Source organism: Streptomyces sp. NPDC028910 (assembly GCF_055564955.1).
Window position 1 is genome coordinate 77,881 of the sequence record NZ_JBVHVF010000022.1, and the last position, 23,080, is coordinate 100,960.

26 protein-coding genes, 1 tRNA gene, 1 pseudogene and 1 riboswitch are annotated in these 23,080 nt (G+C 69.9%); of the genes and pseudogenes, 19 read left to right on the forward strand and 9 right to left on the reverse strand.

What is annotated here, in order from left to right; all coding sequences use genetic code 11:
• Nucleotide 1: 1 nt before the first annotated feature.
• Entirely contained in the window at nt 2-1,330 is a 1,329-nt protein-coding gene (locus ACZ4TV_RS24810) for a nicotinate phosphoribosyltransferase (protein WP_468137026.1), read from the reverse strand.
• 80 nt (nt 1,331-1,410) lie between these two features.
• Between ACZ4TV_RS24810 and clpS the strand changes: the two genes are divergently transcribed.
• From clpS to ACZ4TV_RS24845, 7 genes are all read left to right on the forward strand, one after another.
• Nucleotides 1,411-1,725 carry an ATP-dependent Clp protease adapter ClpS gene (gene clpS / locus ACZ4TV_RS24815; RefSeq protein WP_468137027.1) on the forward strand — a complete coding sequence of 105 codons (315 nt, stop codon included), beginning with the start codon at nt 1,411-1,413 and terminating at the stop codon, nt 1,723-1,725.
• Nucleotides 1,726-1,742: 17 nt separating this feature from the next.
• Nucleotides 1,743-2,336 (forward strand): DUF2017 domain-containing protein, encoded by a 594-nt coding sequence (locus ACZ4TV_RS24820; protein ID WP_468137028.1) that lies wholly within the window; start codon nt 1,743-1,745, stop codon nt 2,334-2,336.
• A 318-nt stretch (nt 2,337-2,654) separates the two neighbouring features.
• Nucleotides 2,655-4,115, forward strand: a complete 1,461-nt coding sequence (locus tag ACZ4TV_RS24825) for an amino acid permease (protein ID WP_468137029.1) — start codon at nt 2,655-2,657, stop codon at nt 4,113-4,115.
• A gap of 139 nt (nt 4,116-4,254) precedes the next feature.
• A complete protein-coding gene (locus ACZ4TV_RS24830; RefSeq protein WP_468137031.1) occupies nt 4,255-4,677 on the forward strand; it encodes a M67 family metallopeptidase in 423 nt (140 codons plus the stop codon).
• A 77-nt stretch (nt 4,678-4,754) separates the two neighbouring features.
• Nucleotides 4,755-4,862, forward strand: coding sequence for a putative leader peptide (locus ACZ4TV_RS24835; RefSeq protein WP_384543889.1), 108 nt, complete (start codon nt 4,755-4,757; stop codon nt 4,860-4,862).
• 82 nt (nt 4,863-4,944) lie between these two features.
• Nucleotides 4,945-5,223 carry a MoaD/ThiS family protein gene (locus tag ACZ4TV_RS24840; protein ID WP_468137033.1) on the forward strand — a complete coding sequence of 93 codons (279 nt, stop codon included), beginning with the start codon at nt 4,945-4,947 and terminating at the stop codon, nt 5,221-5,223.
• Entirely contained in the window at nt 5,223-6,173 is a 951-nt protein-coding gene (locus ACZ4TV_RS24845; RefSeq protein ID WP_468137035.1) for a PLP-dependent cysteine synthase family protein, read from the forward strand. Before ACZ4TV_RS24840 ends, ACZ4TV_RS24845 begins: the two co-directional genes overlap by 1 nt.
• 316 nt (nt 6,174-6,489) lie before the next feature.
• Here the strand turns inward: ACZ4TV_RS24845 and ACZ4TV_RS24850 are convergent, their stop codons facing one another.
• Nucleotides 6,490-6,846 (reverse strand): DUF488 domain-containing protein, encoded by a 357-nt coding sequence (locus ACZ4TV_RS24850; protein ID WP_468137036.1) that lies wholly within the window; start codon nt 6,844-6,846, stop codon nt 6,490-6,492.
• Nucleotides 6,843-7,262, reverse strand: coding sequence for a hypothetical protein (locus ACZ4TV_RS24855; RefSeq protein ID WP_468137037.1), 420 nt, complete (start codon nt 7,260-7,262; stop codon nt 6,843-6,845). The genes ACZ4TV_RS24850 and ACZ4TV_RS24855 overlap by 4 nt, the downstream gene beginning before the upstream one ends.
• A 206-nt stretch (nt 7,263-7,468) precedes the next feature.
• Between ACZ4TV_RS24855 and ACZ4TV_RS24860 the strand changes: the two genes are divergently transcribed.
• A complete protein-coding gene (locus ACZ4TV_RS24860) occupies nt 7,469-8,221 on the forward strand; it encodes an MBL fold metallo-hydrolase (RefSeq protein WP_468137038.1) in 753 nt (250 codons plus the stop codon).
• Nucleotides 8,222-8,329: 108 nt separating this feature from the next.
• Here ACZ4TV_RS24860 and ACZ4TV_RS24865 read toward each other — a convergent pair whose 3' ends face one another.
• Both ACZ4TV_RS24865 and ACZ4TV_RS24870 read right to left on the reverse strand, forming a co-directional pair.
• Nucleotides 8,330-9,556 (reverse strand): PTS transporter subunit EIIC, encoded by a 1,227-nt coding sequence (locus ACZ4TV_RS24865; protein ID WP_468137039.1) that lies wholly within the window; start codon nt 9,554-9,556, stop codon nt 8,330-8,332.
• A gap of 239 nt (nt 9,557-9,795) precedes the next feature.
• Entirely contained in the window at nt 9,796-11,109 is a 1,314-nt protein-coding gene (locus ACZ4TV_RS24870; RefSeq protein ID WP_468137041.1) for a PTS transporter subunit EIIC, read from the reverse strand.
• Between the two features lie 219 nt (nt 11,110-11,328).
• Between ACZ4TV_RS24870 and ACZ4TV_RS24875 the strand changes: the two are divergent.
• The 4 genes and pseudogenes from ACZ4TV_RS24875 to rdgB all read left to right on the forward strand — a co-directional run.
• A pseudogene (locus ACZ4TV_RS24875) lies at nt 11,329-11,571 on the forward strand (PTS sugar transporter subunit IIB); the annotation flags it as partial.
• A 101-nt stretch (nt 11,572-11,672) separates the two neighbouring features.
• Complete coding sequence (gene rph / locus ACZ4TV_RS24880) at nt 11,673-12,398, forward strand: ribonuclease PH (RefSeq protein WP_468137043.1); 726 nt, start codon at nt 11,673-11,675, stop codon at nt 12,396-12,398.
• Between the two features lie 118 nt (nt 12,399-12,516).
• Complete coding sequence (locus ACZ4TV_RS24885; protein WP_468137045.1) at nt 12,517-12,897, forward strand: hypothetical protein; 381 nt, start codon at nt 12,517-12,519, stop codon at nt 12,895-12,897.
• A gap of 66 nt (nt 12,898-12,963) precedes the next feature.
• Nucleotides 12,964-13,578, forward strand: coding sequence for an RdgB/HAM1 family non-canonical purine NTP pyrophosphatase (gene rdgB, locus ACZ4TV_RS24890; protein WP_468137046.1), 615 nt, complete (start codon nt 12,964-12,966; stop codon nt 13,576-13,578).
• A gap of 59 nt (nt 13,579-13,637) precedes the next feature.
• Here rdgB and ACZ4TV_RS24895 read toward each other — a convergent pair.
• From ACZ4TV_RS24895 to bcp, 3 genes are all read right to left on the reverse strand, one after another.
• Nucleotides 13,638-13,722, reverse strand: a tRNA-Leu gene (locus ACZ4TV_RS24895).
• Between the two features lie 43 nt (nt 13,723-13,765).
• Nucleotides 13,766-14,782, reverse strand: coding sequence for an HNH endonuclease signature motif containing protein (locus tag ACZ4TV_RS24900; protein WP_468137047.1), 1,017 nt, complete (start codon nt 14,780-14,782; stop codon nt 13,766-13,768).
• A 145-nt stretch (nt 14,783-14,927) separates the two neighbouring features.
• On the reverse strand, nt 14,928-15,395 hold the full coding sequence (bcp, locus tag ACZ4TV_RS24905; RefSeq protein ID WP_468137049.1) for a thioredoxin-dependent thiol peroxidase: 468 nt from the start codon (nt 15,393-15,395) through the stop codon (nt 14,928-14,930).
• Nucleotides 15,396-15,507: 112 nt separating this feature from the next.
• On the opposite strand from bcp, the gene ACZ4TV_RS24910 reads away from it, so the two are divergent.
• The 3 genes from ACZ4TV_RS24910 to ACZ4TV_RS24920 all read left to right on the forward strand — a co-directional run bounded on the left by ACZ4TV_RS24910 (nt 15,508) and on the right by ACZ4TV_RS24920 (nt 16,691).
• Nucleotides 15,508-15,828: a DUF3618 domain-containing protein gene (locus ACZ4TV_RS24910; RefSeq protein ID WP_468137050.1), complete on the forward strand. Its 321-nt coding sequence runs from the start codon at nt 15,508-15,510 to the stop codon at nt 15,826-15,828.
• Nucleotides 15,829-15,871: 43 nt separating this feature from the next.
• A complete protein-coding gene (locus ACZ4TV_RS24915; RefSeq protein ID WP_030239046.1) occupies nt 15,872-16,213 on the forward strand; it encodes a GroES family chaperonin in 342 nt (113 codons plus the stop codon).
• Nucleotides 16,214-16,268: 55 nt separating this feature from the next.
• Nucleotides 16,269-16,339: riboswitch (guanidine-III (ykkC-III) riboswitch) on the forward strand.
• 31 nt (nt 16,340-16,370) lie between these two features.
• Entirely contained in the window at nt 16,371-16,691 is a 321-nt protein-coding gene (locus tag ACZ4TV_RS24920) for a DMT family transporter (RefSeq protein WP_214938444.1), read from the forward strand.
• Between the two features lie 21 nt (nt 16,692-16,712).
• Here ACZ4TV_RS24920 and ACZ4TV_RS24925 read toward each other — a convergent pair whose 3' ends face one another.
• Nucleotides 16,713-19,169, reverse strand: a complete 2,457-nt coding sequence (locus ACZ4TV_RS24925; protein WP_468137052.1) for a transglycosylase domain-containing protein — start codon at nt 19,167-19,169, stop codon at nt 16,713-16,715.
• 187 nt (nt 19,170-19,356) lie between these two features.
• Here ACZ4TV_RS24925 and ACZ4TV_RS24930 point away from each other — a divergent pair, with 187 nt between their 5' ends.
• The 4 genes from ACZ4TV_RS24930 to ACZ4TV_RS24945 all read left to right on the forward strand — a co-directional run bounded on the left by ACZ4TV_RS24930 (nt 19,357) and on the right by ACZ4TV_RS24945 (nt 22,779).
• Nucleotides 19,357-20,160 (forward strand): ABC transporter permease, encoded by an 804-nt coding sequence (locus ACZ4TV_RS24930; protein WP_468137085.1) that lies wholly within the window; start codon nt 19,357-19,359, stop codon nt 20,158-20,160.
• A 28-nt stretch (nt 20,161-20,188) separates the two neighbouring features.
• On the forward strand, nt 20,189-21,052 hold the full coding sequence (locus ACZ4TV_RS24935) for an ABC transporter permease (protein WP_468137086.1): 864 nt from the start codon (nt 20,189-20,191) through the stop codon (nt 21,050-21,052).
• Between the two features lie 2 nt (nt 21,053-21,054).
• Nucleotides 21,055-22,041, forward strand: a complete 987-nt coding sequence (locus ACZ4TV_RS24940; protein WP_468137054.1) for an ABC transporter ATP-binding protein — start codon at nt 21,055-21,057, stop codon at nt 22,039-22,041.
• Between the two features lie 75 nt (nt 22,042-22,116).
• Entirely contained in the window at nt 22,117-22,779 is a 663-nt protein-coding gene (locus tag ACZ4TV_RS24945) for a DUF1707 SHOCT-like domain-containing protein (protein WP_468137056.1), read from the forward strand.
• Nucleotides 22,780-23,080 lie beyond the last annotated feature (301 nt).

The window sequence follows — 23,080 nt, forward strand, 5'->3', positions numbered from 1 at the left end:
GCTACACGTACTCCGTGGGAATCACGGCCTCGCCGCGGGACAGCTGCGTAGCCGACAGCGGCAGCCCGGCGCGGGCGGCGCGGTGCCGGTCGCGCGGGGCCTCCAGCGGCTCGCGGGCGACCACCTCGCCGCCCTTGACCAGCTGGACCAGCAGCTGCCGGTCCACCAGCGCCGCGGGCACCGGGCCCACGCCCACGACCTCCGCCTCGGCCACCCCGTCGGAGTCGAGACGCCGCGCCGCCCACTTGCGGCCGCCGATCGACGTCTTCCCGCCCGAGGCCTTCTTCGCCACCGGCGCCAGCGCCGCCTTGGGATCCGCCGAGACGGCCCGCGCCACCAGCTTGTAGACCATCGAGCACGTCGGGTGCCCGCTGCCCGTCACCAGCTGCGTGCCCACGCCGTACGCGTCCACCGGCGCCGCCGCCAGCGAGGCGATGGCGTACTCGTCCAGGTCCGAGGTGACCACGATCTTCGTCGCCGTCGCGCCCAGCTCGTCCAGCTGCTGGCGCACCCGATGGGCCACCAGCAGCAGGTCACCGGAGTCGATCCGGACCGCGCCCAGGTCGGTGCCCGCCACCTCGACGGCGGTACGGACCGCCTCCGCCACGTCGTACGTGTCCACCAGCAGGGTGGTTCCCCGCCCCAGCGAGGCCACCTGCGCGGTGAAGGCGTCCCGCTCGCTGTCGTGCACCAGCGTGAAGGCGTGGGCGCTCGTGCCGACCGTCGGGATCCCGTACCGGAACCCGGCCGCCAGGTCCGAGGTGGAGGCGAAGCCGCCCACGTACGCGGCCCGCGAGGCGGCCACCGCGGCCAGCTCGTGCGTGCGCCGCGCGCCCATCTCGATCAGCGGGCGCTCGCCCGCCGCCGAGGACATCCGGGAGGCCGCCGCCGCGATCGCGGAGTCGTGGTTCAGGATCGACAGGATCACGGTCTCCAGCAGCACGCACTCGGCGAAGCTGCCCTCGACCCGCAGGATGGGCGACCCGGGGAAGTAGACCTCCCCCTCCGGGTAGCCCCAGATGTCGCCCGAGAAGCGGTACGAGGCCAGCCAGTCCAAGGTCCGCATGTCGACGACGGCCCGCTCGCGCAGGAACTCCAGTACGGCGCCGTCGAAGCGGAAGTTCTCCACCGCGTCCAGCACCCGGCCGGTTCCCGCGACCACCCCGTAGCGGCGCCCCTCGGGCAGCCGCCGGGTGAACACCTCGAAGACCGAGCGGCGGTCGGCGGTGCCGTTGGCCAGGGCGGCCTGCAGCATCGTGAGCTCGTAATGGTCCGTGAAGAGCGCTGTCGACGGCACGTCCACCGGCAGGCCCAGGTCCGCAGGGTTCATGTCACGGATGCTAGCGCACATTTCGTCAGAGTGACGAGATGTAGGACCCGTTTGTGCGACGGACCCGTCACAGTGGCAGCATGGGACAAGTGAGTGTTGCTCCCATTGAGATCGAACGCACCGAATCCGCCGAAGAGACCTTCGCGGTCCCCGAACCCGACGTCCCCTGGGTGACCCTGGTGCACAACGACCCGGTCAACCTCATGACCTATGTGGAGTACGTGTTCCAGGCGTACTTCGGCTACTCGAAGGACATCGCGCACAAGCTGATGCTCGACGTCCACCACAAGGGGCGGGCGGTCGTTTCCAGCGGCACCCGCGAGGAAATGGAGCGCGACGTGCAGGCCATGCACGGCTACGGCCTGTGGGCGACCCTCTCCCAGGACCGCACCTGATGGGCGGGTCCGCCGGAATGTTCGAGCCCCTGAAGGGCGGCGGCGCCGCCATCGCGCTCGACGAGATCGAGATCTCCATCCTGCGCTCCCTGGCCGTCCAGCTGCTGGAGCTGATCGGCCCCGGAGCCGCCGAGCCCGCCGAGGACGACGACCCGCTCGCCGCGCTGTTCGCCGAGGGCCCCTCCGAGCCCCCGTCCGACCCGGCTCTCGCCCGGCTCTTCCCCGACGCGTACGGATCCCCGGACGGCGAGGGCGACGAGGGCGTGGACCCGGCCGAGCTGGCGGCCCGCTCGGCGGAGTTCCGCCGCTTCACCGAGAACGACCTGCGCGCCCGCAAGCGCGAGGACGCGCTGGCCGTCGTACGCAGCCTGGACGGGCTCACTCCCACCGGCGACGGGACGGCGCTCCTGGAGCTGACCGGGGAGCTGCCGCTGCGCTGGCTCGGCGCGCTCAACGACCTGCGCCTGACCATCGCGGCCCGCCTGGAGATCACCGAGGACGACGAGAGCGCGGTGCTGTTCCGGCTGCCGGACGACGACCCGCGCAAGCCGATGGTGATGGCGTACCTCTGGCTCGGCGGACTCCAGGAGACCCTGATCGAAACCCTCTGAGGACCCTCAAGAGGGGCCGCCGTTCGCTCAGCGGACGCTCAAATCCGGATAACGATCAGATCACTGCCATGCGGTGATCTGATCCATTTGCAGGCCTTTGTCCAGAAATTTTGATGCCCTGCGCCACATTTCTCCCCCTCGGGCCGTCGCAAGCACGTGATAGATCTTCACGACTGCCGAAGGGACGCCACCCATGTCCCCCGGCTCGCTCGGACCGGCGGACCGCCGGCGTGCAACTCCATCCGTATCCGGGGGGATCGAGGACCCGATCCGCAGCCAGTGAAGGCGCGGGTCGGCGTGGAGAAAGGCGCACCAGACATGACCTCTGTGCAGGTCGAGCAGCACGGCAAGACGCCCGGTGAGGGCACCCAGGGCGAGGGCCAGGGCGGCGACGGTTACCACCGCACGCTCGGCGCTCGCCAGATCCAGATGATCGCGATCGGCGGAGCCATCGGCACCGGCCTGTTCCTCGGCGCGGGCAAGGCGATCTCCAAGGCCGGACCGAGCCTGATCCTGGCGTACGCGATCGCGGGCCTGGTCATCTTCTTCATCATGCGGGCCCTGGGCGAGCTGCTCATGTACCGCCCCGTCTCGGGCTCCTTCTCGGACTACGCCCGCGAGTTCCTGGGCCCGTTCTGGGGATACGTCACCGGCTGGACCTACTGGCTGTTCTGGGTGGTCACCGGCATCACCGAGGTCACCGCGGCCGCGCAGTACATGGCGTACTGGACCCACGACAGCTTCCCGCAATGGGCCTACGCGCTGATCTTCACCGTCATCCTCTACGGCGCCAACCTGATCTCCGTGAAGCTCTTCGGTGAGCTGGAGTTCTGGTTCTCCATGGTCAAGGTCACCGCCATCGTCGGCATGATCCTGATCTGCGCCGGTATCCTCACCATCGGCTTCTCCGACGCCGCCGACACCGCCACCGTCGCCAACCTGTGGAACGACCGCGGCTTCTTCCCCGAGGGCATCGGCGGCACGCTGATGACCCTGCAGATCGTCATGTTCGCCTTCCTCGCGGTCGAGCTGGTCGGCGTCACCGCCGGCGAGTCCAAGGACCCCGAGAAGACCCTGCCCAAGGCCATCAACACCGTGCCGTGGCGCATCGCCGTCTTCTACGTCGGCGCGCTGATCATGATCCTTTCGGTCGTCCCGTGGTCGCACTTCCAGCCGGGCATCTCGCCCTTCGTCGCCGCCTTCGAGCGCATGGGCCTCGGCGTCGGCGCCGCCATCGTCAACTTCGTGGTGCTGACCGCCGCCCTGTCCTCCTGCAACTCGGGCATGTACTCCACCGGCCGCATGCTGCGCGACCTCGCGCTCAACGGCCAGGGCCCGAAGCTCTTCACCAGGCTCACCAAGAGCGGCACCCCGCTCATCGGCACCACCTTCTCCGCCGCGCTGATGCTGGTGGGCGTCTGGATCAACTACGTCGCCCCGGGCAAGGCCTTCGACTACGTCGTCTCCTTCGCCACCATCTCCGGCATGTGGGCCTGGATCATGATCCTGGTCTGCCAGATCCGCTACCGCGCCAAGTCCGACCGCGGCGAGCTGCCGCAGTCGTCCTTCCGGGCCCCCGGCGCCCCGTGGACCAGCTGGTTCGCCCTGCTGTTCATCGGCATGGTCATCGTGATGATGGGCATCGACAAGGACGCCCGCGTCTCGCTCTACTGCGCCCCGCTGTGGGGCCTGGTCCTGGGCCTGGCCTACCTGGCCTCCAAGCGCGGCGGTCAGGACGGCGGCACCTCCGTGAAGGTCTCCGTGAGCCTGGACGCCTGACGCCTGACGCCTGACGCCTGACGCCTGACGCCTGACGCCTGACGCCTGACACCTGGCGCCTCGGACCTTGTGTCCACCATGCGGGCCCTTCCGTACCACTCCTCGGTACGGAAGGGCCCGTCTGCTTATCCTGTCGCTCATGCTGACCCTCACCCAGGCCCTCTACGACCAGATCGTCGACCACGCCCGCCAGGACCACCCCGACGAGGCGTGCGGTGTCGTGGCCGGCCCGGCGGGCACCGACCGCCCCGAGCGGTTCATCCCGATGCTCAACGCGGCCCGCTCGCCCACGTTCTACGAGTTCGACTCGAAGGACCTCCTCAAGCTCTACCGCGAGCTGGACGACCGGGACGAGGACCCGGTGATCGTCTACCACTCGCACACGGCGACCGAGGCCTACCCCTCGCGCACCGACGTCACGTACGCGAACGAGCCCGGCGCGCACTACGTCCTCGTCTCGACGGCGGACAAGGACGGCCTCGGGGAGTTCCAGTTCCGCTCGTACCGGATCGTCGACGGAGTGATCACCGAGGAAGAAGTGCAGGTCGTCGAGGCCTACTGACCATCATGTGAGCGATCGGCGTCCACGATGCGGGATCACACTCCAAACCCGGGACCGGGAATCGTTAACATGACCGCATGGTTCCCCACGACGTGAGCATCGAGACGCCCGGCAGGCTGCTGCTCGTGGCGCGGCTGCACGTCGACCTGTGCCGCCTCGCCAGCGCCATCTGTCCTGCTGTCTGAGCACCAGAGCCCTTCCGCGCGGAGGGCCGACGAACCGCGCGCCGCACGTTCTCACGCCCCTCCCCGACGACTGGAGACAGCCATGGCCATCGAGGTCCGCATCCCCACCATCCTCCGCACCTACACCGACGGCGAGAAGGCCGTCTCCGGTGAGGGCGCGACCCTCGCCGAGCTCTTCGCGGACCTGGAGACGCGTCACAAGGGCATTCAGGAGCGCATCGTCGACGGCGGCCAGCTGCGCCGCTTCGTCAACGTCTACCTCAACGACGAGGACGTCCGCTTCCTCGACGGCATCTCCACCGCGCTCAAGGACGGCGACAGCGTCACCATCCTCCCGGCCGTGGCCGGCGGATCGAAGTAATGCGCTACGACTCCCCGCTGGCCGCCGTCGGCAACACGCCGCTGGTCCGGCTGCCCCGGCTCTCGCCCTCGGACGACGTCCGCATCTGGGCGAAGCTGGAGGACCGCAACCCGACCGGCTCGATCAAGGACCGCCCCGCGCTCCACATGGTCGAGCAGGCCGAGAAGGACGGCCGGCTGACCCCCGGCTGCACCATCCTGGAGCCCACCTCGGGCAACACCGGCATCTCGCTGGCGATGGCGGCCAAGCTCAAGGGCTACCGCATCGTGTGCGTCATGCCCGAGAACACCAGCCAGGAGCGGCGTGACCTGCTGGCCATGTGGGGAGCCGAAATCATCTCGTCGCCGGCCGCCGGCGGCTCGAACACCGCGGTGCGGGTGGCCAAGGAACTGGCCGCGGAGCACCCGGACTGGGTGATGCTCTACCAGTACGGCAACCCGGACAACGCGGGCGCGCACTACGCCACCACGGGCCCGGAGATCCTCGCGGACCTCCCCTCGATCACCCACTTCGTGGCGGGCCTGGGCACGACCGGCACTCTGATGGGCGTCGGCCGCTACCTGCGCGAGAACGTCGAGGGCATCAAGATCGTCGCGGCCGAGCCGCGCTACGACGACCTGGTGTACGGCCTGCGCAACCTGGACGAGGGCTTCGTCCCGGAGCTGTACGACGCCTCCGTGCTCACCACCCGCTTCTCGGTGGGCTCGGCGGACGCGGTCACCCGGACCCGGGAGCTGCTCCAGCTGGAGGGCATCTTCGCGGGCGTCTCCACGGGGGCGGCCCTGCACGCGGCGATCGGCGTCGGCCGCAAGGCGGTGGCCGCGGGCGAATCGGCGGACATCGTCTTCGTCGTGGCCGACGGCGGCTGGAAGTACCTCTCGACGGGCGTCTACACGGCGGCGACGACGGAGGAGGCCATCGAGGTCCTCCAGGGCCAACTCTGGGCGTAGCCCCTGCGGGGTTGCTCGGCGTTGTGCGGCGTGCCCCGGGTGCGGATGCGGGTGCGGCGCCGCTGCCGGGGGCCCTGCCCCCGGACCCCCGCGCCTCAAACGCCGGCGGGGCTGAAAGATCGGGGCTCCGCCCCGGACCCCGCGCCTCAAACGCCGGCGGGGCTGGATCTTTCAGCCCGTCCGGCGTTTGAGGACCGGGTCCGGGCGGAGCCCGGGGTGCTTCAGCCCGTCCGGCGATTGAGGGCCGGGTCCGGGCGGAGTCCGGGGAACGGAGGAAGGGTGGGGCGGGGAGAGGCTCCGCGCAGCGGCCCACCGGTCAGCCGCGCAGCAGCTCCGCCAGGACGGCCGCGTGGCTCGCCCCCGGCTCCTTGACCGCGGTCAGCAGCGTCACCGGCCCCGCCGCAGCCAGCCCCCGCAGCCGGTCCAGCTCCGCCCCCGCATCCGCCCCCTCCAGCTCCGCGAGATACCGCCGCCGGAACTCCCCCGCCGAGCCCCCGCCGTGGAACCACTTCCGCAGCTCCGTCGACGGAGCCACGGCCTTCGGCCACTCGTCCACCTCCGCCGCCGCCTTCGCCAGGCCCCGCGGCCAGAGCCGGTCCACCAGGACCCGTACTCCGTCCGCCTCCGGCTCCGGCGGGTCGTACACGCGCCGCACGCGGATCTCCGGCGTCACCGCCCGCCTCCCAGCCCTTTGATCTCGTCCCACACCGTCGGGTCCAGGATCCCCAACCGGGTCCGGAACTCCCACAGCGACACTTCCACCGGCCGGTCCGCCTCCAGGAAACTCGCCCGGCCCTGCGCCCTCACCGTTCCCGGCGGCAGCGGGATCACCCCGGCCCTCCGGTCGTCGTACTTCCCGGTGATCCACGCGACCCGCGCCCGGTGACCCCGTACGGACCCCACCGCGAGGACCAGGCACGTCCGGCCGTCCGCCAGGGACCACAGCTCGCCCGAGTGCGGCCGCGGCGGCGGACCGGCCCCGCGCGCCGGCGGGGTCCGCCGGGGGAGCCCCAGCCGACCTCCGGCGATCAGCATCAGCAGCGCCACGGCCACGACCGCGGCCACGGCGGGCCACCAGGACGTGTCCATGCTTCGACCGTAGCGCGCGCGGGAACGCCCCGGCACGGCAACGGGTGGCAACGCCCGTGCCCACCGTCGCTCCCCCGGGTGACAGCACAGGTGATTCCCCCCACAACGGCCTGCCGTGGAGGAGCGACCGGACGTTTCGCGCCTTACGCTCGACGCACGCACGGCCCGCATTCCGTCCACGGACCGTCCACGGAGGTTCACGCTCCATGAAGCTCACCGTCGTCGGCTGTTCGGGGTCGTTCCCGTCCGCGGAATCGGCCTGTTCGAGCTACCTCGTCGAGGCCGACGGCTTCCGGCTGCTCCTCGACATGGGCAACGGCGCCCTCGGGGAACTCCAGCGGCACTGCGGTCTCTACGACCTCGACGCGATCTTCCTGAGCCATCTGCACGCCGATCACTGCATCGACATGTGCGCGTACTTCGTCGCCCGCTTCTACCGGCACGAGGGCGGCCGCTGCGGCACCATCCCCGTCTACGGACCCGAGGGCACCGAGCGGCGCCTGACCACCGCCTACGACGACGTACCCGACGAGCGCTCGATGAGCGAGGTCTTCGACTTCCGCACGCTGAAGTCCGGGAACTTCGAGATCGGCCCCTTCCAGATCCGCACCGAGCGCGTCGCCCACCCCGTCGAGTCGTACGGCATCCGCATCGAGCACGGCGGCCGCTCGCTCACGTACTCCGGGGACACCGGCGCCTGCCCCGAGCTGGGCCTGCTCGCCGACGGCGCCGACCTCTTCCTCTGCGAGGCCTCCTTCACGCACGGCAAGGAGGACATCCCGGACCTCCACCTCAACGGCCGCGAGGCCGGCGAGTACGCGCGCGGCGGCAACGTCGGCCGACTCGTCCTCACCCACATCCCGCCGTGGACGGACGCCCGGCAGAACCTCGCGGACGCCCGGGCGGTCTACGACGGCCCGGTCGACCAGGCGTACGCGGGCGCGGTGTACGAGGTCTGAGGTACGAGGTACGAGGTCTGACGTACGAGGTCCGACGTACGACGAAGCCCCCGCCTTCCCTTCCGGGAGAGCGGGGGCTTCGTGCTGTGGCGGGCTGGACCGGGGTGCCTACTTGGCCTCGGCCTTCAGCAGCTCGGCGAGCTCCTCGTCGGACTCGCGGCCCGGCGTGGGGAGGTTGAACTTGGTGATCGCGAAGCGGAAGACGACGTAGTAGACCACCGCGAAGCAGAGGCCGACGCCCGCCAGCATCCACGGCTTCTCCGCGATGCCCAGGTTCAGCAGGAAGTCGACCAGGCCGGCCGAGAAGCCGAAGCCGTCGCGCATGCCCAGGGCCCAGGTGAGGGCCATGGAGATACCGGTCATCACCGCGTGGATCGCGTACAGCACCGGGGCGATGAACATGAAGGTGAACTCGATCGGCTCGGTCACACCGGTGACGAAGGAGGTGAGCGCGAGGGAGAACATCATGCCGCCGACGACCTTGCGGCGCTCGGGGCGGGCGCAGTGGACGATCGCGAGGCAGGCCGCGGGGAGGGCGAACATCATGATCGGGAAGAAGCCGGTCATGAACTGTCCGGCGGTCGGGTCCCCGGCCAGGAAGCGGCCGATGTCACCGTGGACGGCGCCGGTGGGGGTGTCGAACGAGCCGGCCTGGAACCACGGGAAGGAGTTCAGCAGGTGGTGCATGCCGATCGGGATCAGCGCACGGTTGGCGACACCGAAGATGCCCGCGCCGACCGAACCGGAACCGACGAGCCACTCACCGAAGTTGTGCAGACCCGTGCCGAGGACCGGCCAGATGAGGCCGAAGACGATACCGGCGAGCAGGCCCGCGAGGGCCGACAGGATCGGAACGAGGCGGCGGCCGCCGAAGAAGCCCGCCCAGTCCGGCAGCTTGGTCCGGTAGAACTTCTGGTAGAGCAGGGCCGTGATGATGCCCATCACGACACCGCCGAGCACGCCCGCGTTGACCGCGGCGTCCACCATGACGATCTTGCCGCCCTCGACCTTGGCGACCTGGGGCAGGTTGCTGTCGGTGAAGGTGGCGAGGACCTTCTGGAAGACCAGGTAGCCGGTGACGGCGGCGAGGGCGGTGGAGCCGTCCGACTTCTTGGCGAAGCCGATCGCGATGCCGACGGCGAACAGCAGGGCCATGTTGTCGAGGATCGCGCCACCACCGGCGGCCATGTAACCGGCGATCTTGAGGATGAACGTCGGGAAGACGTCCTTGTCGCCCAGCATGTCGCCCGCGCCCAGGCGGAGCAGGAGCGCGCCGGCAGGCAGCACGGCAACGGGGAGCATGAGGCTCCGGCCGATGCGCTGCATGACGGCCATCACGCCAGCGCCCTTCTTCTTTTCAGCCGCGGGGGCGGCAGCCGTGGTCACAACTTCCTCCAGTGGGCAAGGCGACGCCAGAGGGAAACGGGGGACGGCGACGTCTCAGATATGGGGGTACGCGAGCGCAGACGGGCCCGCGTGGTCTACACCAATCGTGGTGTAGACCAGTTGTAACACGGTGAGGGTTAGATAAGGAACCTTCGATTTCCTGTGGCCTACGCCACACGCGGCGCGGCTCACGCCTTGGTGGTCTCCGCCTGCATCGCCGCGATCTCCTCGTCCGACTCCCGGCCCGGCGTCGGGATGTCGAACTTCGTGATCGCGAAGCGGAACACCACGTAGTACAGAAGTGCGAAAAACAGCCCGATCGGGATGATCAGCCAGGGCTTGGTCGCCAGGTTCCAGTTGATGACGTAGTCGATCAGGCCCGCCGAGAAGCTGAAGCCGTCCTTCACGCCCAGCGCCCACGTCACCGCCATCGAGACGCCCGTCATGACCGCGTGGAACGCGTACAACAGGGGCGCCAGGAAGAGGAAGGAGTACTCGATGGGCTCGGTGATGCCGGTGACGAAGGAGGTCAGGCCGAGCGACAGCATCAGACCGCCGACCTCCTTGCGCCGCTGCGGCTTCGCGCAGTGCGTGATCGCCAGCGCCGCCGCCGGGAGGGCGAACATCATGATCGGGAAGAAGCCGGAGAGGAACTGCCCCGCCGCCGGATCGCCGTTGAGGAACATGTTGACGTCGCCGTGGACCACCTTGCCGTCCGGTGTGGTGTAGCTGCCGAGCTGGTAGAACAGCGGTACGTTCAGGAACTGGTGCAGGCCGATCACCAGCAGCGCGCGGTTCGCGACGCCGAAGACGCCCGAGCCCCAGGCGCCCAGCCCCGACAGCCAGTCCGAGAAGCTCTCCAGCGCGTCACCGACCGGCGGCCAGATCCACAGGCAGAGGGCGGCGAAGGCGATCGCGACGAAGGACATGATGATCGGGACGAGCCGGCGGCCGTTGAAGAAGCCGAGCCAGTCGACCAGCTTCACCCGGTGGTAGCGCTGCCAGAACCAGGCGGTCAGCAGGCCCATGACGATGCCGCCGAAGACCCCCGGATTCTCGTACGTGTAGGCGGTGAAGGTATCGGTCGCCCCCAGGCAGCCGCCGCCGATGTCCCTGCTGCCCGCGGGGCAGTCCTGGGGGAACGCGTGCAGCACGCCGTGGTAGACGAGGAAACCCGCCACCGCGGCCAGGGCCGTCGAACCGTCCGCCTTCTTCGCCATGCCGATCGCGACGCCGATGCAGAAGAGCAGGGGCAGGCCGAGATCAGCGTCCAGCAGTGCGTTGCCGGCGCCGTCCATCACCCTGGCGACGATCGTCCAGTTCAGGCCGTCCTCGCCGAAGACGTCGTTCTGTCCCAGCCGCTTCAGGATGCCCGCCGCGGGCAGGACCGCGATCGGCAGTTGGAGGCTCCGCCCCATCTTCTGCAGCCCTTGGTACAAGCCGTTCCACCGCTTCGACCGCCCCTTCGGCTGCGACTCGGCGGCGGCGCTGCTCGCGCTCATCGGCGTCCTCCCTGACCGGCCCGTTTTTGGCTGCCGCACCACTTGCGGCACACTGGTGTAGACCAGTTGTGGGCAGGTCGCTGCTGATCGTTATCCTTCGGCAGATACCGGGCACGCGCCCGCATAAATGGGCCAACCGTGCGTTACCGTGACGAAGCGGACCGCACAGGTGGGCATCCATGAACCGGCCGCCGAGACTCGTTCTTCGAAACACTCAGGGAGAAACACATGGCCACCAAGGCTGAGAAGATCGTCGCCGGGCTCGGCGGCATCGAGAACATCGAAGAGGTCGAGGGCTGCATCACCCGCCTGCGCACCGAGGTCATCGACCCGTCCCTGGTCGACGAGGCCGCCCTCAAGGCCGCCGGCGCCCACGGCGTCGTGAAGATGGGCACCGCGATCCAGGTCGTCATCGGCACCGACGCCGACCCCATCGCCGCCGACATCGAAGACATGATGTGACCCGGACCCCGTAGGCCCTGTCCGGGTGTCCAGCGGACCCCGTCCCGGAAGCACCCGGACGGGGTCCCTCGCGTTTCCCGACAGGGACTAGGCTCGGAGCCATGTCTCGCATCGACGGCCGTACGCCCGAACAGCTCCGCCCGGTCACCATCGAACGCGGATGGAGCAAGCACGCCGAGGGCTCCGTCCTCATCTCCTTCGGAGACACCAAGGTCTTCTGCACCGCCTCCTTCAGCGAAGGCGTCCCCCGCTGGCGCAAGGGCAGCGGCGAAGGCTGGGTCACCTCCGAGTACTCGATGCTGCCGCGCTCCACCAACACCCGCGGCGACCGCGAATCCGTCCGCGGCAAGATCGGCGGCCGCACGCACGAGATCTCCCGCCTGATCGGCCGCTCGCTGCGCGCCGTCATCGACTACAAGGCCCTCGGCGAGAACACCATCGTCCTGGACTGCGACGTCCTCCAGGCCGACGGCGGCACCCGCACCGCCGCGATCACCGGCGCCTACGTCGCCCTCGCCGACGCCGTCGCCTGGGGCCAGAAGAAGAAGCTCATCAAGGCCGGCCGCAAGCCGCTCACCGGCACCGTCGCCGCCGTCAGCGTCGGCATCGTCGACGGCGTCCCGCTCCTCGACCTCTGCTACGAGGAGGACGTACGGGCCGAGACCGACATGAACGTGGTCTGCACCGGCGACGGCCGCTTCGTCGAGGTCCAGGGCACCGCCGAGGGCGAGCCCTTCGACCGCAAGGAACTGAACGCCCTCCTCGACCTCGCGGCCGGCGGCTGCGCGGACCTGGAAGCCATCCAGCTGAGCGCGCTCCAGCTGTAGGCGGCAACCGCCGGACCGGGCCCGGCGTCTACGTAGGCACGGGCGCACGGTGTCAAAGCCGTGCGCCCGTCCACGTTCCCTTTCCGTCCATGTATCTGCGTATCTGGGAGAGAACCGCATGAAGCTCCGCATAGCGGCCGTAGCCGTGGCAGCCGTACTGACCATCCCGGCCCTTTCCGCCTGCGACGCGATCTCCACGGCGATGGACTGCGCGAACACGGCCGTGGCCATCACGGAAGGCGCGAACGACCTCCAGGAAGCGGTCTCCCAGGCGGGCAACAGCCCGCAGGACGCCAAGAACGCGCTCGACAAGATCGAGACGAACCTCAAGAAGATCGGCGACCAGACGGACAACGCCGACCTGGGCAAGGCCATCGACTCGATGAACACGGCCGTCAAGAACGTCCGCGCCTCCATCGAGAGCGGCAACACCGCCCCCGACATCAAGCCGGTCGCGGACGCGGCGAGCGAGCTCTCCAAGGTCTGCACCCCGGGCTGACGGGGCGGGCGGGTCGGCGGGGCCGGCGGGTCGGCGGGGCCGGCGGGGCCGGAAATAATGAGGGACATGACCTCCACGCCGCCCCGCCTGATCCTGGCCACCCGCAACGCGGGCAAGGTCGCCGAACTCCACGCCATCCTGTCCGACGCCGGCCTGCCGTACGAGCTGGTCGGCGCGGACGCGTACCCGGAGATTCCGGACGTCAAGGAAACCGGCGTCACCTTCGCCGAGAACGCCCTCCTCAAGGCCCACGCCCTGGCCCGGGCCACCGGCCTGCCGGCGATCGCCGACGACTCCGGCCTCTGCGTGGACGTCTTGAACGGCGCCCCCGGCATCTTCTCGGCCCGCTGGGCCGGCACCCACGGAGACGACTCCGCCAACCTCCGCCTGCTGCTGGCCCAGCTGGCGGACATCGCCGACGAGCACCGCGGCGCCCACTTCTTCTGCGCGGCGGCCCTGGCCCTCCCGGACGGCACGGAACGCGTCGTCGAGGGCCGCCTCCTGGGCACCCTCCGCCACACCCCCTCCGGCACGGGCGGCTTCGGCTACGACCCGATCCTCCAGCCCCTCGGCGAGTCCCGCACCTGCGCGGAACTGACCCCGGCGGAGAAGAACGCCATCTCCCACCGAGGCCAGGCCTTCCGCGCGCTGGTCCCGGTGGTCCGCGAGCTGCTGGGCTGACCTGGGTAGGTCGAAGGCCCCGTACGCGGCAACTGCGTACGGGGCCTTCGACGTAAACGTGCGGTTGGGGGGACTCGAACCCCCACGGGGTTTTACCCCACTTGGACCTAAACCAAGCGTGACTGCCTATTCCACCACAACCGCGACATAGCACCCAATTCGGACATTGAGCCTGGTTGGGCTGCGCTCAGTCTACGGGGCGGCCGGGGAAGGTGGCAGGTTTACGGCGGCGGTTCCGACACCACGTGTCCGTCAGGGAATGACAGTTGGGGCACAGGTAGCGGAGGTTCTCGCGTCGATTGTCGAGCCAGTCGCCACTGATGTGGTCGATCTGGAGCGTCATCGGCTGTCCCAGCCATTCTCCGGGATTGCCGCAGGCTCCGCAGGCGTAAGGGATGCCGATCTCCTGTAGTGCCCGGTGCAGGCGGGTGCGGTTGGTTCGGGCTGCTCCTTCGGGAAGGATGATGAGGGTGTCGGCTGCGACGGCCCTGGTCGGCACCGCCGGAGTGGTCGCCCATGTGCGTCGCTTGAAATGGCTGACGTCAAGTCCGAGCTGAGCGACGCGCCGCCGGACGCGACGGTGGTTCACGTCGTTGACGGCGAGGTCGAGGGCGCGCATGAGATCTGCGTAGCTCGTCGCCGCCGGGACGGCCGCGCGCAGAGCCTCCTCGGGGATGATCAACCGGGAGTTTCGGAAGTGGGCAGTGGTGATGCCGCGCTGCTTCAGCATTCTCCCGAGTGCGGCGCGGGACCGACTGTCGTCCGGCATGCCCAGGGCGCGAGCCGTTCCGCGGATGCTGGTGGCGGACGCCGCGGCAAGGGTGAGTTCTTCCGTGGTGAACGGCAGCTCGATGCTGCTCCGTTGCTTGCCGGGGAAGTGGCTGATGTCTATGCCCGCAGCTGCTATTCGGCGGACGATGTGCGAGAGGGTGCCGGTGGCTGGGGGGATGCCGAGCTTGACGGCCACCTCGCGCAAGCTGGTCGATGAAGCTGCTGCGGCGGCTATGGCCTCGTCCGGGTATTTGCGCCACGGGCTGCGCTTCGCGAAGTGACTGCTGTCGATCCCGCAGGAAGTGACTTTCTCCTGGAGCACGCGGCGCTGACCGCCGCTTTCCTTGAGGCTGAGCCGCCGCATCAGATCGGCCCACCCTCTTGAATCGGCGACTGCTGCGGCCAGCTCATTGCGTTCGTCCGGGTCGATCACGTTCCGTTCCCCCTGCCTTCGGCCGCCTGTGCGGCTCCTGAATGGAGTAACGGACCGATAGTCGGACGGTTACGGGCTGTTTCGTCCGATAAGCGGAGCGGCCCGCATCGGTTGGGTGCGGGCCGCTCACGTGGAGGGGGGCGGGTCAGAGGTCCAGGTCCTTGATGATCTTGGCTACGTGGCCCGTGGCCTTGACGTTGTAGAGGGCGCGCTCGACCTTGCCCTCCTCGTCGACGATCACCGTGGAGCGGATGACCCCCGTGACCGTCTTGCCGTACAGCTTCTTCTCGCCGTACGCGCCGTACGCCGTCAGCGTCTCCTTCTCCGGGTCGCTGACCAGGGTGACCTTCAGGTCCTCCTTCTCGCGGAACTTCGCGAGCTTCTCCGGCTTGTCCGGGGAGACGCCGATGACGTCGTAGCCGGCCGTCGCCAGGACGTCCAGGTTGTCCGTGAAATCGCAGGCCTGCTTGGTGCAGCCCGGCGTCATCGCGGTCGGGTAGAAGTAGACGATCACCTTGCGGCCCTTGTGGGCGGCCAGCGAGACCTCGTTGCCGTCCGCGTCGGGCAGGGTGAAGGCGGGGGCGGTGTCGCCCGGCTGAAGTCGCTCGCTCATGTCGGCAGTCTCCTCACGAGGGGATCGGTATGGCACGAGACTAAGCTGCTGACAGACTGTTCATGGCGGACTACGTCCCCACAGACGACGACACGACGACGGAGGCAGCGCGGTGCCGGAAGCCAGGACCCCCGCACAGATCGAGGCGGACATCGTCCGCCGCCGCGAGCAGCTCACCGAGACGCTCGACGAGATCGGCGTGCGCATGCACCCGAAGACGATCATCGGGGACGCGAGGGCCAGGGTCGCCTCGACCGTCGACCACACCGCCGGGCGGGCCTTCGCGACGGTGAACCGTTGCGTGACCGATCTGCGGGACGGCCTGCGCCACGAGGACGGGTCCCCGCGCATCGAGCGGGTCGTGCCCGTCGCGCTGCTCGCGGTGGGTGTGGTCGGGCTGCTCGTGGTGTCGGCGCGCCGCCGGCGCGGATGACCCTGCGCGGTACGGGGCGGGCGCGGGCAGGTAGGTTCGGAGCGTGAGCGAGAACACCACCCACGACAAACTGCCCATTCGCATGCTGCACGACCGCGTGCTCGTGAAGTCCGACCTGCCGGAGGGCGAGCGCCGCTCGGGCGGCGGCATCCTGATCCCGGCGACGGCCGCGGTGGGCAAGCGGCTCGCCTGGGCCGAGGTGGTCGCGGTCGGGCAGAACGTGCGCAGTGTCGAGCCGGGTGACCGGGTGCTGTACGACCCCGAGGACCGTGCCGAGGTCGAGGTGCGCGGGGCGACGTACGTGCTCATGCGCGAGCGGGACCTGCACGCCGTGGCCGCCGAGCGGCTGGAGGGGTCGAAGGACTCCACCGGGCTGTATCTCTGATTTTCCGGGGCAGTGGGCAGGGCAGGGCCGGTGACCGAGGTCATCGGCCCTTTTTGCCGTCCTTTGCTACGGTGGAGGGGAACCCCGACGAGACGCGCCGTACCGGGTACGACAAGACGACGCACCCCGTATCGCTCGATGTCTCGGAGGTGCCGTCATGGCCTGGGTTCTTCTTCTCGTCGCCGGTCTGCTCGAAGTCGGCTGGTCGATCGGCATGAAGTTCACCGAGGGCTTCACCCGGCTCTGGCCCAGTGTGTTCACGGGCGCCGGGATCGTCGCCAGTATGGTGCTGCTGTCCTACGCCGCGAAGAGCCTGCCCATCGGTACGGCGTACGGGGTGTGGGTGGGCATCGGCGCCGCCGGTGCGGCCGTGCTCGGTATGGCGGTGCTGGGTGAGCCCGTCACCGCCGCCCGGATCTTCTTCATCTGTCTGCTGCTCGTCGCCGTGGTGGGGCTGAAGGCGACCTCCGGTCACTGACCACCGACCGATCTCGTTCGATCATTCGAGGAACGCCGATGGTGGGCGCATGCCGTCGGTGGCCCCGCCGTCGGCGCCCTGCGTGCCGGTCGTGCCCGTCGTGCCTGTCGTTCCCTGGGTGCCCGTGGTGGTGCCGCCCTGGTCGCCCTGGGTGGTACCGCCGTTGGTCTGACCGCCTTGGGTCTGGCCGCCGTTGTTCTGCCCTCCCTGGGTCTGGCCTCCGTTGGTCTGACCGCCGTTGTTCTGCCCCCCTTGGTTCTGGCCTCCGTTGTTCTGCCCGCCCGTCGGCGGGGTCGGTCGTACGGGGGGCGTCGGCGTGCGGTCGCCCGGGGGCTCCTGCGGGGGGTTCGACTGCCCGGGGGGCGACGGCGGGGGCTGGGCCGCGCCCGGCTGGAGTTCCAGGTCGAAGTCGAGGGGGTCGGTGCCTTCCAGGGCGGTCTTGGTGTACGCGGCCCAGATCCGGGCCGGGTACCCGCCGCCGCCGATGCGGGGCTCGCCGAGGGCGCCGTAGAGCGACTGGAGGGTTCCGGTGTCGGGGTCCTGGCCCATCATCGAGATCACCGTGACCAGGTCCGGGGTGTAGGCGGCGAACCAGGCCGAGCGGTCCAGTTCGCCGGTGCCGGTCTTGCCCGCGGCCGGGTGGCCGGCGGCGAGGGCTGCCGTGCCGGTGCCGTTGTCCACGACGCTGACCAGCATGGACGTGGTGGTGTCGGCGGCCTCGCGGCTGATGGCCTGGGTGGGGGTGCGTTCGGGCAGGCCGATCGTGTCGTCGCCCTTGGTGATTTTTTCCAGGAAGGTGTAGGGGGTGCGGCGGCCGTGGTCCGCGAGGGTCGCGTACGCCTGGGTCATGTCCAGGACGCTGGCCTGCAGGGTGCCGAGCGCCATGGCCGGGCCCGCGTCGAAGTTCGGGGTGTTCTCGGGGATGCCGAGGTCGATGGCGGTCTGCTTGACCTTGGCGGTGCCGACGTCGACCGCCATCTGCGCGTACACGGCGTTGACGGAGAGGTCGGTGGCGGTGTTGACGGTGATGTTCCCGTACGACACCTGGCCCTCGTTCTCGGGGGCGAAGCGGACCCGGCCGCCGGCGACCGGGCGTTTGTTGTCGCCGTTGTAGATCGTGTTCGGGGTGATCCGGCGGCCGTCCTGGGTGCGGGAGTCGTTCTCGACGGCGGCGGCGAAGACGAACGGTTTGAAGGTGGAGGCGACCTGATAGTCGTGCCGGGTCGCGTTGTTCACGTACTGCTTGGTGTAGTCGATGCCGCCGTACATGGCGACGACCTTGCCGGTGGCCGGGTCGATGGAGACCCCGCCGGCCCGCACGAGGCGGTCGGCCGCGCGCGCCTGGGGGTCGAGTTTGCCGACCATCTGGTTGTCGACGGCGTCGACGAGGGCGCTCTGGCGGCGTTTGTCGATGGTGGTGGTGATCCGGTAGCCGCCCTCGGCGAGGGTCTTGTCGTCGAGGACCTCGCGCTCGACGATGTATTCCTTGATCGCTTCCACGAGGTAGCCGCGCTGGCCGGACAGCCCGGCGGCCGCGCGGACCTTTCTGGGCTCGGGGAACCGCGTCGTCGCGCGCTCGGCGGCGGTCAGCCAGTCCTTCTTGACCATGCCGTCGAGTACGTAGTTCCAGCGGGCGAGGGCGCGGGGGCGGCTCTGGGGGTGGGAGACGACGTCGAAGGCGCTGGGGGAGTTGAGGAGGGTGGCGAGGTAGGCGCCTTCTGCGGTGGTGAGTTCGCCGACGTCCTTGCCGTAGTAGGCCTGGGAGGCGGCCTGGATGCCGTAGGCGTTGCGGCCGAAGTAGCTGGTGTTCAGGTACCCCTCAAGGATGTAGTTCTTCGACTTCTCGCGACCGAGTTTGATCGCGATGAAGAACTCCTTGACCTTGCGCTTGATCGTCTGTTCCTGACCCAAGTAGTAGTTCTTGACGTACTGCTGGGTGATGGTCGAACCGGACTGAGTGCCCTTGCCGGTCGCCGTGTTCCAGACGGCGCGGAGCATCGCCTTGGGGTCCACCGCACGTTCGGAGTAGAAGTCCCGGTCCTCTGCGGCCAGTACGGCCTCCTGCACGGTCCGCGGGACCTGCGAGAGCGGCACGTTGACGCGGTCGACCTCGCCGTCCCGGGCGATCTGGGAGCCGTCGGAGTAGAGGTAGACGTTGGACTGGGCGGTGGCCGCGGCGTTGGCCGGCGGGATCTCGACCAGCAGGTAGCCGGCCACGAGGGCGCCGCTGATCAGCAGGGCGAGGAGCAGGACCCCGGCCAGGAGCATGCGCCAGGTGGGGAGGGCGCGGCGCCAGCCGGTCCGTTTCCGGCGGGCCTTCTTCCCCGGTTCGGCCGGGTGCGGCCGTGCTTGCTGATGTGACTGCTGCGGCTGTTGTCGCGGCTGCTGTTGCCGCTGTGGTGTCCTCGGCCGCGCCGCGTCGGGCGGGGTGTCCGGATCGCGTGGAGTCCAGCCCGGGGGTGGTGACTGGTCGCTCATCTCCAGGACTCCTCGACGCCGTTCCAAATATCCACTTCTGTACCTCATGGTGTCTACCCGATGGCCGGTGATTCCGCTCCGGACGGGCGTAAATCGGTCGCGTGGATCGCCCCTCCGCACTAAGCTCCCGCGCTTTGGCCGACGTAGGAACGACGTGGGAAACGGAGGGGAAACGGTGCGCCAGAGAGTGCGTCTCTACCTGGCGGTCGCGGCAGGCGGATTCCGGCGCTACGCCACCTACGGGACGGCGACGGCGGCGGGGGTGTTCACCAACACCGTGTTCGGTTTCATCGTCGCGTATACGTACATCGCCCTGTGGGATCAACGTCCCGGGCTCGGCGGCTACGACCAGGCGCAGGCGCTGACCTTCGTGTGGGTCAGTCAGTCCCTGCTCGCGGCAGGGGCGTTGATCGGGGGCGGCTTCCAGGAGGAGCTCCAGGAGCGGGTGCGCACGGGCGACATCGCGGTCGACCTGTACCGGCCGGCGGACCTCCAGACGTGGTGGCTCGCGGCCGACATGGGGCGGGCCGCCTTCCAGTTGCTGGGCCGGGGGGTGGTCCCGCTGCTCGCCGGGGCGCTGGCCTTCCGGCTGGCGCTGCCGACGGATCCGGCGCGCTGGCTGCTGTTCCTGGTGTCGGTGACGCTCGGACTGGTGGTGAGCTTCGCAGTGCGCTACCTGCTGGGGCTGGCCGCGTTCTGGCTGATGGACGGGGCCGGGATCAACATGATGGCCACCGTCGTCTCGATCTTCTTCTCCGGGATGCTGCTGCCGCTGACCGTTTTCCCGGGCGGCTTCGGGGAGTTCGTGCGGGTCCTGCCGTGGGCGGCGATGCTCCAGGTGCCGATGGACGTGCTGCTGGGCAAGCACGCGGGGGCCGGGGGCGCGGTGGAGGCGCTGGTGTTCCAGGCCGGGTGGGCGTTCGTACTGCTGGGCGCGGGGCGGCTGTTGCAGTCGGCCGCGACGCGGAAGGTGGTGGTCCAGGGTGGGTGAGGCGACGCTTGCGGATGCGGCGCGTGAGGTGGGCGGGCGTGGGGTACGCGAGCACGACGGCGTCCTGGAGCCGCCGCGGCGCGGCCGGGCGTGGGAGGGGCTGCGCGGCTACGGGCTGATCGTGGCGATGTGGATCCGGTCGACGATGACGTACCGGACGTCCTTCTTCCTCGCCACCTTCGGGAACGCGGCGATCACCCTGCTCGACTTCGTCACGATCTACATCATGTTCTCGCACGTGGACGTGCTGGGCGGCTTCGCGCTGCCCGAGATCGCCCTGCTGTACGGGACCTGCTCGGCCTCCCTGGGACTGGCGGACCTGATCCTGGGCAACACCGACCGGATCGGCGCCCGGATCCGCGACGGCTCGCTCGACACCATGCTGGTGCGGCCCGTTCCGGTGCTCGCGCAGGTCGCGGCGGACCGGTTCGCGCTGCGCCGGCTGGGGCGGGTCGCGCAGGGGCTGGCGGTGGTGGGCTGGGCGGTGTCGGCGCTGGAGGTGGACTGGACGCCGGGCAAGGTGCTGCTGGTGCCCGTGATGATCGTGGCCGGGGCGGGGATCTTCGCCGGGGTGATGGTGGCCGGGGCCGCCTTCCAGTTCCTGGCCGGGGACGCGGCGGAGGTGCAGAACTCCTTCACGTACGGCGGCTGCACGATGCTCCAGTACCCGCCGACGATCTTCGCGAAGGACCTGCTGCGCGGGGTGACCTTCGTGGTTCCGCTGGCCTTCGTCAACTGGCTGCCCGCGCTGTACGTGCTGGGGCGGCCCGATCCGCTGGGACTGCCCGGGTGGGTCGCGTACCTGAGCCCGCTGGTGGCCTTCGCGGTGTTCCTGCCCGCGTCGCTGGCGTGGCGCGCGGGAGTCCGTTCGTACCGAAGCACGGGGAGCTAGTGGTGGCTGTGGCTGGGGCTGTGGTGGATGCGCTGATCTCGCTGGACGGGGTCGAGAAGGTCTTCGACGTACGGCGCCGGGTGGGCCTGATGCGCCGGGAGAAACGCCAGGTCAGGGCGGTGGACGGGATCAGCTTCGAGGTCGCGCGGGGCGAGATGGTCGGCTACATCGGGCCCAACGGCGCCGGGAAGTCGACCACCATCAAGATGCTGACCGGCATCCTGACGCCGAGCGGCGGCCGGCTGCGGGTCGCGGGCATCGATCCGGCGCGGGAGCGGATGCGCCTCGCGCACCGGATCGGGGTGGTCTTCGGGCAGCGCACCACGCTGTGGTGGGACCTGCCGCTGAAGGATTCCTACGGGCTGATGCGGCGGATGTACCGGATCCCGCAGGCGCGGTACAGGGAGAACCTGGAGCGCTGCGTGGACCGGCTGGACCTGGCCGAGCTGCTCGACGTACCGGTACGGCAGCTGTCGCTCGGGCAGCGGATGCGCGGGGACATCGCGGCGGCGCTGCTGCACGATCCGGAGGTGCTGTACCTGGACGAGCCGACGATCGGGCTCGACGTGGTGAGCAAGGCGAAGGTGCGGGGCTTCCTGCGGCAGCTGAACGCGGAGCTCGGCACGACGGTGCTGCTGACCACGCACGACCTCCAGGACATCGAGCAGCTGTGCGAGCGGGTGATGGTGATCGACCACGGGCGGCTGATGTACGACGGGCAGCTGGCCGGGCTGCATTCGGCGGGCTCGGCGGGGGAGAGCGAGCGGACGCTCGTGGTGGACCTGGAGCGGGAGCTCGCGCCGATCAGTGTGGCGGGGGCGCGGGTGGTGAAGGTGGACGGGCCGCGGCAGTGGCTGGCGTTCCCGGCGGGGGCGTCGGCGGCGCCGCTGGTGGCGGCGGTGGCCGCGGAGTACCCGCTGGTGGACCTGTCGGTGCGGGAGCCGGACATCGAGGACGTGATCGCGCGGATGTACGCGGGGCGGGGGTGAGCGGGGGGTGAGCGGGGGCTCGATCTCGCGGCTGGGCCGTACAACTCCCCGGGAACGGTGCATAGTCTGGTGCCCATGAGTGACGAGCGGCCGGAGAAGCCGTTGCCGGAGCTGAGGGCGTCGGATGCCGACCGGGACCGGGTGGTGGAGCGTCTGCGGGACGCCGTCGCCGAGGGCCGGCTCGACATGGAGGAATTCGAGGAGCGGCTGGAGGCGGCGTACAAGTCCCGGACGTACGCGGAACTGGAACCGCTGACGCGGGACCTGCCGGCCGTGCCGGGGGCGGGGGCGGGGGCGGTGTCGGACACGGGCTCGGACACGGGCTCGGCCTGGCCCGCGAGGATCGGCGGTACGGGAACCTCGTCCACGGCCGTCGCGGTCATGTCCGGGTTCCAGCGCAAGGGCCGCTGGACGGTTCCCGCCCGCTTCGACGCGGTGGCGTTCTGGGGCGGCGGGGAGCTGGACCTGCGCGAGGCGGACTTCGCGCAGCGCGAGGTGGTGATCAACTGCGTCGCGATCATGGGCGGCATCGAGATCACGGTCCCGCCGGGGGTGGAGCTCGAGGTACGGGGCTTCGGCTTCATGGGCGCCTTCGACCAGCGCGACAGCCCGGGCCCGACCCAGCCGGGCGCCCCGCGGGTGGTCGTGACGGGCTTCGCCTTCTGGGGCGGCGTAGAAATCAAGACCAAGCCCCCCAAACCACCTCGCGCCGACACCCCCCACCGCAAACACCTGTAGCCCCACCCCACGCCTCCACGCGTCGGCCGCCCCGCCGCAAGCCACGAGCCCGGGCGCGGGGCCCCGCGCAGGACCCGTACTCGGTCGCGGGGCCGGACCAGCAGAGTCTTCCGCGCCCGCCGGGTCAATCGGTCCGCAGGGAGTCGCGCCCGGGCGCAGGGACCCGTATCCGGTCGGGGGCGGGGCGCGCGGCGGGCGCAGGGCCTGTACCCGGTAGCCAGGCCGACAGGGTTTTTCGGGCCCGCCCGGCTCGGCCCGCCTGGAGTCGCGGGGCCGGGCGCAGGACCCGTACCCCGTCGCG